Here is a 12,694-nt window from a genome sequence, read left to right on the forward strand (position 1 = left end):
TCTCGCGTCCCTTCTCGCGCCCATCGAGCGCGCCCCCTTCCATCGGGCCAGCGACGTCCCATCCTGCTCCACACGAGGACGGTTCCCCATGGATCGCACCCAGCACCTGCCCTACCAGCGGTTCTCCGGCGTGCCTGCCGCGCAGGGTCTGTACGACCCGCAGCGCGAGCGCGACGCCTGCGGGCTCGCGATGGTGGCGACGCTGCGCGGCACGGCCGGCCACGACATCATCCAGGCGGCCCTCGACGCCCTGCGCAACCTCGAGCACCGCGGCGCGGTCGGCTCGGATGCGGGCACGGGCGACGGCGCGGGCATCCTGACCCAGATCCCGGATGCGTTCCTGCGCGCGGTCGTGCCCTTCGAGCTGCCCGCCGTCGGTCGCTACGCCGTCGGCACCGCGTTCCTGCCCACCGACGCCGACGAGCGCGCCGCCGAGAAGGCCGGCATCGAGCGCATCGTCGCCGAGGAGGGCCTGGAGCTGCTCGGCTGGCGCGAGATTCCGACGAACCCCGAGCCGATCGGCACGCTCGCCCGCGAGGCGATGCCCGCGTTCGAGCAGCTCTTCGTGCGCTCGACGCGCTCCGGCGCCGACGGGCAGCCGCTGTCGGGCATCCAGCTCGATCGTCAGACCTTCCGCCTGCGCAAGCGCGCCGAGCGCGAGCTCGGGTCGTACTTCCCCTCGCTGTCGAGCCGCACGCTCGTCTATAAGGGCATGGTGACGACGCTGCAGCTCGAGCCGTTCTACCCCGACCTCAGCGACGAGCGCTTCGCCTCGAAGCTCGCCCTCGTGCACTCGCGGTACTCGACGAACACGTTCCCGTCGTGGCCGCTCGCGCAGCCGTTCCGCATGATCGCCCACAACGGCGAGATCAACACGGTGCAGGGCAACCGCAACTGGATGCGCGCCCGCCAGTCGCAGCTCGAGAGCGAGCTCTTCGGCGACCTGCGCGACGTGTTCCCCATCGTCACGCCCGGCGCGAGCGACTCCGCCTCGTTCGACGAGGTCGTCGAGCTGCTGACCCTCGGCGGTCGGAGCCTGCCGCACGCCGTCATGATGATGGTGCCGGAGGCCTGGGAGAACCAGACCGACATCGATCCCGCCCTGCGCGACTTCTACGAGTACCACGGCATGCTCATGGAGCCGTGGGACGGCCCGGCGGCGCTCTCGTTCACCGACGGCTCGCTCGTCGGCGCGACGCTCGACCGCAACGGCCTGCGCCCCGGGCGCTTCCTCGTCACCGACGACGGCCTCGTCGTGCTCGCCTCCGAGATCGGCGTGCTCGACATCGAGCAGAGCCGCATCGTGCGCAAGGGCCGCCTGCGCCCCGGCAAGATGTTCCTCGTCGACACGGCCGAGGGCCGCCTCATCGAGGACGACGAGATCAAGTCGCAGCTCGCGCAGGCCGAGCCGTGGGGCGAGTGGCTCGAGGGCCAGCGCATCAACTTGCGCGACCTGCCCGAGCGCGAGCACATCGTGCACACCCCCGCCTCGATCGTGCGCCGCCAGCGCACCTTCGGCTACACCGAGGAGGAGGTTCGCGTCCTCCTGGCGCCGATGGCGCAGGCCGGCGCCGAGCCGCTCGGCGCGATGGGCTCCGACACGCCCATCGCCGTGCTCTCGGAGCGCCCGCGAGCGCTCTTCGACTACTTCACGCAGCAGTTCGCGCAGGTGACGAACCCGCCGCTGGACTCGATCCGCGAGGAGGTCGTCACCTCCATGCGCCTCGGCCTCGGCCCGGAGCGCAACCTGCTCACCGCGACGCCGCGGCATGCGCGTCAGGTGGTGCTCGACTTCCCGATCATCGACAACGACGAGCTCGCGAAGATCCAGCACATCGACTCGCGGCCCGGCAGCTCGCTCACCACCACGATCAAGGGCCTCTACCGCGTCGACGAGGGGCCGAGCGCGCTCGAGCGCCGCATCGAGGAGATGTGCCGCGAGGTCGACGAGGCCATCGCCGACGGCGCCGAGTTCATCGTGCTGAGCGACCGCGACTCCACGGCCGACCTCGCGCCGGTTCCGTCGCTGCTGTCGCTCGCGGCCGTGCACCACCACCTGATCCGCACCGAGAAGCGCATGCAGGTCGGCATCATCGTCGAGGCCGGCGACGTGCGCGAGGTGCACCACTGCGCCGTGCTCATCGGCTACGGCGCCTCGGCGATCAACCCGTACCTGGCCATGGAGACGGTCGAGAACCTGGTCCGCTCCGGCATGATCACCGGCATCACGCCCGAGAAGGCCGTGCGCAACGTCATCAAGGCGCTCGGCAAGGGCGTGCTGAAGATCATGTCGAAGATGGGCATCTCGACCGTCGGCTCGTATGCCGGCGCCCAGGCCTTCGAGGCCGTGGGGCTCAGCCAGGAGTTCGTCGACCGCTACTTCACCGGCACCTCCAGCGTGCTCGGCGGGGTCGGCATCGAGACCATCGCGGAGGAGAACGCGCGCCGCCACGCGCTCGCGTACCCGGCATCCACCCCCGTCAACCCGCACGAGCGGCTGCAGACCGGCGGCGAGTACCAGTGGCGACGCGAGGGCCCGCCGCACCTGTTCAACCCCGAGACGGTGTTCCGGCTGCAGCACGCCACGCGCGAGAAGCGGTACGACATCTTCCGCGACTACACGCGCGCGGTCGACGAGCAGGCCGAGAACCTCATGACGCTGCGCGGGCTGTTCCGCCTGAAGACCGAGGAGCGCCAGCCGATCCCGATCGACGAGGTCGAGAGCGTCGAGTCGATCATCAGTCGGTTCACCACGGGCGCGATGAGCATGGGCGCCATCAGCCCCGAGATGCACGAGACGCTCGCGGTGGCGATGAACCGGATCGGCGGCCGCAGCAACACCGGCGAGGGCGGCGAGAGCCCCGAGCGCCTGCTCGACCCCGAGAAGCGCAGCGCCATCAAGCAGGTCGCGAGCGGCCGCTTCGGCGTCACGAGCCTGTACCTCAGCCACGCCGACGACATCCAGATCAAGATGGCGCAGGGGGCGAAGCCCGGCGAGGGCGGCCAGCTGCCGGCCAACAAGGTGTACCCGTGGATCGCGCGCCTGCGCCACGGCACGCCCGGCGTCGGCCTCATCTCGCCGCCGCCCCACCACGACATCTACTCGATCGAAGACCTCAAGCAGCTCATCTTCGACCTCAAGCGCTCCAACCCGAGCGCGCGCATCCACGTCAAGCTCGTCAGCCAATCGGGCATCGGCGCGGTCGCAGCGGGCGTCGCGAAGGCGAAGGCCGACGTCATCCTCATCTCGGGCCACGACGGCGGCACGGGCGCGAGCCCGCTCAACTCGCTCAAGCACGCCGGCACCCCGTGGGAACTCGGGCTCGCCGAGGCGCAGCAGACGCTCATGCTCAACAACATGCGCGGCCGTGTCACGGTGCAGGCCGACGGCCAGATGAAGACCGGGCGCGACGTCATCATCGCGGCCCTGCTCGGCGCCGAGGAGTTCGGCTTCGCGACGGCCCCCATGGTCGTCTCGGGCTGCATCCTCATGCGCGTGTGCCACCTCGACACCTGCCCCGTCGGCGTCGCGACGCAGAACCCCGAGCTGCGCAAGCGCTTCACGGGCACGCCCGAGTTCGTCATCACCTTCTTCGAGTTCCTCGCGCAGGAGGTGCGCGAGTACCTCGCGCAGCTCGGCTTCCGCAGCCTGGAGGAGGCGATCGGCCACGCCGAGCTGCTCGACGTCGACCGCGCCGTGCGGCACTGGAAGGCCGACGGGCTCGACCTGTCGCCCATCCTCCAGGGCCCCGTCTTCGACGCCTCGGTGCCGCGCACCAAGAGCGAGGAGCAGGATCACGAGCTCGAGGAGCACTTCGACAACGAGCTGATCCGCTTGTCGGGCGACGCGCTCGAGCACGGGCATCCGGTGCGCATCGATCTGCCGATCCGCAACACGGAGCGCGCGGTCGGCACCATGCTCGGCCACCACGTCACAATGCGGCACGGCGAGCACGGCCTCGCGCCCGACACGATCGACGTGACGCTCTCCGGCTCGGCGGGGCAGAGCCTCGGCGCGTTCATGCCGCGCGGGATCACGCTGCGCCTCTACGGCGACAGCAACGACTACGTCGGCAAGGGCCTCTCGGGCGGGCGCGTCATCGTGCGCCCCGCGCGCGACGCCGTGCTCCACGCCGAGCGCAACGTCATCGCCGGCAACGTCATCGGCTACGGCGCGACGAGCGGCGAGCTGTACCTGCGCGGCATCGTCGGCGAGCGCTTCCTCGTGCGCAACTCGGGCGCGACGGCGGTCGTCGAGGGCGTCGGCGACCACGCGCTGGAGTACATGACCGGCGGCGTCGCCGTCATCCTCGGGCAGACCGGCCGCAACCTCGGCGCCGGCATGTCCGGGGGCATCGCCTACGTGCACGAGCTGCGCCGCGAGCGCGTCAACCGCGACGCGCTCGAGAACGGTGAGCTCGAGCTGCTGCCGCTCGACGCCGACGACCGCGCCGAGCTCACCGCGCTCCTGCGCGCCCACCACGACGAGACGGAGTCGGCTCTCGCCGCGCGCCTGCTCGCCGAGGGCGACGCCGCACTCGACCGATTCGTGAAGGTGCTCCCGCGCGACTTCGCCGCCGTCATGCAGACGCGGCAGAGCGCGCTCGACGAAGGCCTCGACCCCGACGGCGACGTCGTCTGGGGCCGCATCCTGGAGGTGACCGGTGGCTGACCCCCGCGGTTTTCTGAACGTGCCCGAGCGGGAGCTCCCGCCGCGCCGCCCCGTCCCGATCCGCCTCATGGACTGGAAGGAGGTGTACGAGCAGGGCGACAGCGCCGTGCTCAAGCGCCAGGCCGGCCGGTGCATGGACTGCGGCATCCCGTTCTGCCACCAGGGCTGCCCGCTCGGCAACCTCATTCCCGAGTGGAACGACCTCACCTGGCGCGGCGAGGGCCGGCAGGCCATCGAGCGCCTGCACGCGACGAACAACTTCCCGGAGTTCACCGGCAAGCTGTGCCCCGCCCCGTGCGAGGCCTCGTGCGTGCTCGGCATCAACCAGCCGCCGGTGACCATCAAGCAGGTCGAGGCGTCGATCATCGAGCAGGCCTGGCAGAACGGCTGGGTGCAGCCCGCGCCGCCGGAGCGCCTCACCGGCAAGACGGTCGCCGTGGTCGGCTCCGGCCCGGCCGGGCTCGCCGCGGCGCAGCAGCTCACGCGCGCCGGGCACACGGTCGCCGTCTTCGAGAAGGACGACCGCATCGGCGGCCTGCTGCGGTACGGCATCCCCGATTTCAAGATGGAGAAGCGGCACCTGGATGCCCGGCTCACGCAGATGCAGGCGGAGGGCACGCGCTTCCGCGCCGGCGTCGAGATCGGCCGCGACATCACCTGGAGCGACCTGCGCACCCGCTACGACGCCGTCGTGATCGCGACCGGCGCGCCCCAGCCGCGCGACCTGCCGATCCCGGGCCGCGACGCCCTCGGCATCCACTTCGCGATGGAGTACCTCACGCAGGCCAACCGCGTGCAGGCCGGTGACGCGGTAGCCGACCAGATCACGGCGGAGGGCAAGCACGTCGTCGTGCTCGGCGGCGGCGACACCGGCGCCGACTGCATCGGCACCGCGCACCGCCAGGGCGCGCTCTCGGTCACGAACCTCGCGATCGGCGTGCAGCCTCCGGCGGAGCGCCCCGCGCACCAGCCGTGGCCGATGCAGCCGACCCTGTTCGAGGTGCAGAGCGCCCACGAGGAGGGCGGTGAGCGCGTGTACCTCGCCTCGACCGTCGAGTTCCTCACCAACGACGCCGGTGAGGTGCGCGCGCTGAGGGTCGCCGAGACCGAGTACGTGGACGGCCGCCGCGTGCCGAAGGCTGGCACCGAGCGCGAGATCCCCGCCGACCTCGTGCTGCTCGCCCTCGGCTTCACGGGCGTCGAGCGGGCGACGCTCGACGAGCAGCTCGCGCTGCCGATCGACGCGAAGGGCACGGTCGCGCGCGGCGCCGACTACACCACGAGCGAGTCGGGCGTCTTCGTCGCCGGCGACGCCGGCCGCGGCGCCTCGCTCATCGTGTGGGCGATCGCCGAGGGCCGCGCCGTGGCCGCGGAGGTCGACCGCTACCTCCAGGGCTCCACCGACCTGCCCGCCCCCGTGCGGGCGACCGATCGGGCACTCACCGTCTGACCCTCCGACCCTCCGCTCCGACGAGTTCTGCGACACTGTCGGGCGGAAGAACCGCCTGCGCGGCGGTGCGCACCACCTCTACCACCACCCCATCTGTAAGGAAGTCATGAGACGAGCAAAGATCGTCGCGACCCTCGGGCCGGCGACCTCGAGCTACGAGAACATCCGCGCCATCATCGAGGCGGGCGTGGATGTCGCCCGCATGAACCTCAGCCACGGCAGCTACGCCGTGCACGAGGAGGTCTACCGCAACGTGCGGCAGGCGGCCCAGGACGCCGCTCGCCCGGTCGCCGTGCTCGTCGACCTCCAGGGCCCCAAGATCCGCCTCGGCAAGTTCGAGAACGGCCCGCACGAGCTCGCCGAAGGCGACGTGTTCACGATCACCACGGAGGACGTGCTCGGCACGAAGGAGCTCGTCGGCACGACCTTCAAGGGCCTGCCGAACGACGTCAAGCCCGGCGACTTCCTGCTCATCGACGACGGCAAGGTCAAGGTGCGCGTGCTCGACACCGACGGCGTGCGCGTGCGCACCGAGGTCGTCGTCGCCGGCCCCGTCTCGAACAACAAGGGCATCAACCTGCCCGGCGTCGCCGTGAACGTGCCGGCGCTGTCGGAGAAGGACGAGGACGACCTGCGCTGGGGTCTAAAGCTCGGCGCGGACTACATCGCCCTGTCGTTCGTGCGCAACGCCGCCGACGTCGTGCGCGTGCACGAGATCATGGCGGAGGAGGGGCGCACGATCCCCGTCATCGCGAAGATTGAGAAGCCGCAGGCCGTCGACGCGCTCGAGGAGATCGTCGACGCCTTCGACGGCATCATGGTCGCCCGCGGCGACCTCGGCGTCGAGCTGCCGCTCGAGGCGGTGCCGATCGTGCAGAAGCGCGCCGTCGAGCTCGCTCGCCGCATGGCCAAGCCCGTCATCGTCGCGACGCAGATGCTCGAGTCGATGATCTCCAGCCCCATCCCGACGCGCGCCGAGACCTCCGACGTCGCCAACGCCGTGCTCGACGGCGCCGACGCCGTCATGCTCTCGGGCGAGACGAGTGTGGGCGAGTTCCCCGTCATCACCGTCTCAACCATGGCCCGCATCGTCGAGTCGACGGAGGAGCACGGCCTCGAGCGCATCCCGCCGCTCGGCACCAAGCCCCGCACGCAGGGCGGCGCGATCACGCTCGCCGCCGCCGAGGTCGCCGACTTCGTCGACGCGAAGTACGTGTGCGTGTTCACCGAGTCGGGCGACTCGGCTCGCCGCATGTCGCGGCTGCGGTTCCGCATCCCGATGAAGGCGTTCACGCCCGACGCGGCGATCCAGCGGCGCATGGCGCTGACGTGGGGCATCCAGTCGTTCCTCGTCGACCGCGTGACCCACACCGACGCGATGTACCACCAGGTCGACGAGGCGCTGCTCGGCGCAGGCCTGGCCGAGGTGGGCGACAAGGTCGTCGTGATCTCGGGCTCGCCTCCCGGCATCCCCGGCTCGACGAACGACCTGCGCGTGCACACCATCGGCGACGCCGTGCACGCCAAGGCTCCGGTCTGGGAGAGCGGCGACCACGCCGACTGACCCTGGCACGACGAACGGGGCGCGACCTGCGTGGTCGCGCCCCGTTCGCCTTTCGCGGCGGATGCCCGGCGCGGGCCGAGGGCCCGCTCGACTAGTGCCGCTCGAGCCCGAGGCCCGCGCGGTCGACCTTGCGGTGGAATCGCATGCCGGCGAGCCCGCCGAGCACGGCGCCGCCGAGGCTCACGAGCGCCACGACGACCGCCGTGATGATGCCGACCGTCGTCAGCTCGCCCTCGCCGATCGGCAGGCGCGGGAACCCGTTGAGGTTCGCCAGCACGTTGAACTGCGCACCGCCGATCGCGCCGATGATGGCGACGACGATCGCGATGATGATCGCCCACAGCCACACGGCGATGCCCTGCTTGGCGCCGTCGAGCCGTGCCATGCGGCCGGCGACGTAGCCGCCGGCGTAGTAGGCGATGAAGACCACGAGCGCGAGGATGATCGCGCCGACGATCCCGACGGTGTCAGGCTGCCGGGCTGCGCCCTCGACGGCCTCCTCGGCCGTGGTGTCGTTCGCGAGGCCCAGCGCGGTGCCGGTGCCGGCGACGAGCGCCGTGAGCAGCAGCGCGGTGCCGACGGCGGTGAGCCAGCCGAAGAAGGCCGACCCCCACTTGATGCCGCCGTACTCCTCCTTCTCACGGGCGATGACCTCGCGGTGGAGCGCTCGGGGATCCTCGTCGACGGCGTGATCGCCGTGGCGCGCCCCGGTGGCCCCGACGGGCGCGGCGACGGCCTCGCGGCGGTCGTCGATGCCGTCGTGGTCGCGGTCGTGGCGGTCGTGCTGGTCGTGGTGCAGCACCTCGGTGCGGTCGTCACGGCCGTCGCGGTCGCGGTCGGTGAAGCCCTGGTTGCGATCTCGATCGTTCGGAATGGTCATGGTGGCCTCCTTCGAGGCACCAGCGAAGAGCATCCGTCATCGCACCGCACCGGGGTTGATTTCTCGGGTTCGGTGGGGGAGAGAGGGCGAGTACCGGCTGTGGGGCTCGAACCCACACGTCCTTCCGGACAACGCATTTTGAGTGCGCCGCGTCTACCATTCCGCCAAGCCGGCCCGGGCCAGGCCCGACAGACCGACCATACCGTAGGGTGATTTCCGTGAGTGATCAGGAACAGAGCACCGTGGCCCCCCGCCGAGTCGTCGTCGCCGAGGACGAGTCGCTCATCCGCATGGACATCGTCGAGATCCTCCGCGACAACGGCTACGACGTGGTCGGCGAGGCCGGTGACGGCGAGACGGCCGTCGCGCTCGCGACCGAGCTGCGCCCCGACCTCGTGGTCATGGACATCCGCATGCCGCAGATGGATGGCATCGAAGCCGCCAAGCGCCTGAGCGAGAACCACATCGCTCCGGTCGTGCTGCTGACCGCCTTCTCGCAGAAGGAGCTCGTCGAGCAGGCGAGCGAGGCGGGCGCCCTCGCCTACGTCGTGAAGCCCTTCACCCCGAACGACCTGCTCCCCGCGATCGAGATTGCGCTGAGCCGCTACCAGCAGATCCTGACCCTCGAGGCCGAGGTCGCCGATCTGGTCGAGCGCTTCGAGACGCGCAAGCTCGTCGACCGCGCGAAGGGCCTGCTCAACGAGCGCATGGGCCTCACCGAGCCCGAGGCGTTCCGCTGGATCCAGAAGGCGTCGATGGATCGCCGCACGACGATGCACGCGGTCGCGCAGGCCGTCATCGAGCAGCTGGCGCCGAAGAAGGATGCGCCGAAGAAGTCGACGCCCGCCGAGTAGCGAGCGGCCGGCCACGGCCACGCGCCGGCGACCGCGAAGCGTCGCCTGCGCAGCGCCGACCGCGAAGCGTCGCCTGCGCAGCGCCGACCGCGCCCTGCGCCGGGTCAGCGGTCGCGCAGCATGTTCGTCATGCGCACCGTCGAGAGCCGGCGGCCCTCGTCGTCGCGGATGACGATCTCGTGCGTCGCGAGTGTGCGCCCGAGCACGAGCGCCGTGCAGGTGCCCGTGACCCAGCCCTCGGTCACCGAGCGCGAGTGGGTCGCGTTGATCTCGATGCCGACCGCGTAGCGGCCCGGCCCGGCGTGGATCGCCGACGAGATCGAGCCGAGGCTCTCGCCCAGCACGACGTGCGCGCCCCCGTGCAGCAGACCGATGACCTGCGTGTTGCCCTCGACGGGCATCCGCGCCACGGATCGATCGGCGCCGAGCTCGAGGAACTCGATGCCCATCTTGCGGGTGAGCGCGCCGCCGCCCGAGACGATGAGGCGCTCGTAGAGCTCGGGGTCCAGATCAGCGGGGAACTGCGTCATCGCGCTCTCTCGCAGGCTCGCGGAGGCCTGCTCGGCAGGGCCCCCTGGGGTGTCGGAGCGCCCCGTTAGGCTGGCCCCGTGACGGACTCCGGAAAGCCTACTCTGCTCATCGTCGACGGCCATTCGCTGGCCTTCCGGGCGTTCTACGCCCTGCCGATCGACAGCTTCGTCACGCACGACGGTCAGCACACGAACGCCATCCACGGCTTCATCTCGATGTTCTTGGGGCTGCTGGCGAAGGAGAAGCCGACGCACGTCGCGGTCGCCTTCGACATCTCGCGGTTCTCGTTCCGCACGCGCGAGTACGCCGAGTACAAGGGCACGCGCGGGGAGACCCCGCCCGAGTTCGTCGGGCAGGTGCCGCTGCTGCAGGAGGCCCTCGCGGCGATGAACGTCACGACCATCACGAAGGAGGACTTCGAGGCCGACGACATCCTCGCGACGCTCGCTCGCCAGGGCGCCGAGCAGGGCTTCGACGTGCTCGTCGTCTCCGGCGACCGCGACACGATCCAGCTCGTCAACGACCGCGTGACCCTGCTCTACCCGAACGCGCGCGGCGTGAGCGAACTCAAGCGCTACGACGCCGAGGCGGTGCGCGAGCGCTACGGCATCGATCCGCACCAGTACCCGGAGATCGCGGCGCTCGTCGGCGAGACGAGCGACAACCTGCCGGGCATCGACAAGGTCGGCGAGAAGACCGCCGTGAAGTGGATCACCCAGTACGGCTCGCTCGAGAACCTGCTGGCCCACGCCGACGAGATCGGGGGAGTGGTCGGGGCGAACCTGCGCGAGCAGCGCGAGCGCGCGGAGCGCAACCGCCGCCTCAACCGCCTCGTCGACGACGTCGAGCTGCCGGTGGGGCCGACCGATCTGGAGCGTCGACCGATGGACGTCGGCGCGGTGAAGCGCGTGTTCGAGCGCCTGCAGTTCCGCACCCTCACCGAGCGGGTGCTGAAGATCGCCGCCGCCGAGGGCGCCGACATGAGCGGTGAGGGCGAGGCGCCGACCGCCGCCGCCGATGCGCCCCCCGTGCGCACCCTCGTCGACGAAGAGCTGGCAGCGTGGCTGCGCGCCGCCGTCGCGACCGGCGAGCCGATCGCCCTCGTGGTGGATGCCCCGCTCGGTTCGCTCGAGGGCTTCGGCCTCGCCGCCGGCACCGACACGGTGCACGTGAACTGGGCCGCGGGCCGCCCCGACTACGTCGCGCTCGAGCAGTGGCTCGCGGGCGGCGATCCCAAGCTCGTCGTCGACGGCAAGCGGGCCACGAGCATCCTCGCCGCCCAGGGCCTGCCGCTCGCGGGCGTGGTGTGGGATGCCTCGCTCGCCGCCTGGCTCGAGCGCCCGGGGTCGAGCACGCAGTCGCTCGCCGAGCTCGTGGGCAGCATCCTCGGCGAGAGCCTGCCCGAGCCCGACCCGAACCAGCTCGTGCCCGACACCGCGGCGCTGTCGCCCGCGACCGGTGCCTGGTACCTCGCCCGCATCGTCGCCGCGCAGCGTGAGCGCCTCGCCCCGCCCACGCAGTCGGTGCTCACGAGCATCGAGCTGCGCGTCACCCCCGTCATCGCCGAGATGGAGCGCACGGGCATCGCGGTCGACCGCGGCCAGCTCACGAGCCTCAACGCCGAGCTCGGCGAGACCGCCGCCGGGCTCGCCGAGCAGGCCTATGCCGAGATCGGCCGCGAGGTGAACCTCGGCTCGCCCAAGCAGCTGCAGCAGGTGCTGTTCGACGAGCTCGGCATGCCGAAGACCCGAGCGACGAAGACGGGGTACTCGACCGACGCCGCGGCCCTCGCCGACCTGCAGGAGGCGCATCCGCACCCGTTCCTCGGCCTGCTGCTGCAGCACCGCGACGCGACGAAGCTGCGGCAGATGGTCGAGACGCTCGAGAAGGCGACGGGCGCTGACGGGCGCATCCACACGACGTACGACCAGACCGGCACGACGACGGGCCGCATCTCGTCGACCGACCCCAACCTGCAGAACATCCCCGTCCGCACCGAGGTCGGCCACCGCATCCGCGCCGCCTTCGTCGCCGGCGAGGGGTACGAGGGGCTGCTCACGGCCGACTACTCGCAGATTGAGATGCGCATCATGGCGCACCTCTCCGGCGACGCGGGGCTCATCGAGGCCTTCACCTCGGGAGAAGACCTGCACCGCTTCGTCGGCGCCCGCATCTTCGGCGTCGCGCCCGCCGACGTCACCCCCGAGATGCGCACGAAGGTCAAGGCGATGAGCTACGGCCTCGCCTACGGGCTGAGCGCCTTCGGCCTGTCGAAGCAGCTGCGCATCTCCAGCGCCGAGGCCAAGCAGCTCATGACCGACTACTTCGCGCGCTTCGGCGCCGTGCGCGACTACCTGCGCTCGGTCGTCGCCCAAGCGAAGGAGGACGGCTACACCGAGACGATCTTCGGGCGCCGTCGCCCCTTCGCCGACCTCAACTCGCCTAACCGCGTGCTGCGCGAGAACGCCGAGCGCGCGGCGCTCAACGCGCCCATCCAGGGCACGGCGGCCGACATCATGAAGCTCGCGATGATCGGCGTCGCCGACGACCTGCGCGAGCAAGGCCTCGCCTCGCGCATGCTCCTGCAGGTGCACGACGAGCTCGTGTTCGAGGTGGCGCCCGGCGAGCGCGAGCGACTCGAGGCGATCGTGCGGGCCCGCATGGGCTCGGCCGCCGAGCTCGCCGTGCCGCTCGAGGTGCAGGTGGGCACGGGCCCGAACTGGGATGCCGCCGCGCACTAGGC

7 protein-coding genes and 1 tRNA gene are annotated in these 12,694 nt (G+C 71.1%); 5 read left to right on the forward strand and 3 right to left on the reverse strand.

Translation table 11 applies throughout. From position 1 onward, the window contains the following. Positions 1 to 88 precede the first annotated feature (88 nt). From gltB to pyk, 3 genes are all read left to right on the forward strand, one after another. Complete coding sequence (gene gltB, locus ID804_RS06670; protein ID WP_169078294.1) at positions 89 to 4,672, forward strand: glutamate synthase large subunit; 4,584 nt, start codon at positions 89 to 91, stop codon at positions 4,670 to 4,672. Next, positions 4,665 to 6,122, forward strand: a complete 1,458-nt coding sequence (locus ID804_RS06675; RefSeq protein ID WP_169078296.1) for a glutamate synthase subunit beta — start codon at positions 4,665 to 4,667, stop codon at positions 6,120 to 6,122. Before gltB ends, ID804_RS06675 begins: the two co-directional genes overlap by 8 nt. 106 nt (positions 6,123 to 6,228) lie before the next feature. Further along, positions 6,229 to 7,686 (forward strand): pyruvate kinase, encoded by a 1,458-nt coding sequence (gene pyk / locus ID804_RS06680; protein WP_169078298.1) that lies wholly within the window; start codon positions 6,229 to 6,231, stop codon positions 7,684 to 7,686. 91 nt (positions 7,687 to 7,777) lie between these two features. Here pyk and ID804_RS06685 read toward each other — a convergent pair whose 3' ends face one another. Both ID804_RS06685 and ID804_RS06690 read right to left on the reverse strand, forming a co-directional pair. Beyond that, positions 7,778 to 8,566, reverse strand: coding sequence for a hypothetical protein (locus ID804_RS06685; protein WP_188219175.1), 789 nt, complete (start codon positions 8,564 to 8,566; stop codon positions 7,778 to 7,780). Between the two features lie 91 nt (positions 8,567 to 8,657). Next, a tRNA-Leu gene (locus ID804_RS06690) sits at positions 8,658 to 8,740 on the reverse strand. Positions 8,741 to 8,784: 44 nt separating this feature from the next. On the opposite strand from ID804_RS06690, the gene ID804_RS06695 reads away from it, so the two are divergent. Continuing rightward, positions 8,785 to 9,420 carry an ANTAR domain-containing response regulator gene (locus tag ID804_RS06695; protein WP_169078300.1) on the forward strand — a complete coding sequence of 212 codons (636 nt, stop codon included), beginning with the start codon at positions 8,785 to 8,787 and terminating at the stop codon, positions 9,418 to 9,420. Between the two features lie 104 nt (positions 9,421 to 9,524). Here the strand turns inward: ID804_RS06695 and ID804_RS06700 are convergent, their stop codons facing one another. Further along, a complete protein-coding gene (locus ID804_RS06700) occupies positions 9,525 to 9,950 on the reverse strand; it encodes a PaaI family thioesterase (RefSeq protein WP_169078302.1) in 426 nt (141 codons plus the stop codon). A gap of 78 nt (positions 9,951 to 10,028) precedes the next feature. On the opposite strand from ID804_RS06700, the gene polA reads away from it, so the two are divergent. Further along, positions 10,029 to 12,692 (forward strand): DNA polymerase I, encoded by a 2,664-nt coding sequence (gene polA / locus ID804_RS06705; protein ID WP_169078304.1) that lies wholly within the window; start codon positions 10,029 to 10,031, stop codon positions 12,690 to 12,692. Positions 12,693 to 12,694 lie beyond the last annotated feature (2 nt).

The organism is Microcella alkalica, from assembly GCF_014595885.1.
Classification (GTDB): Bacteria; Actinomycetota; Actinomycetes; order Actinomycetales; family Microbacteriaceae; genus Microcella; species Microcella alkaliphila_B.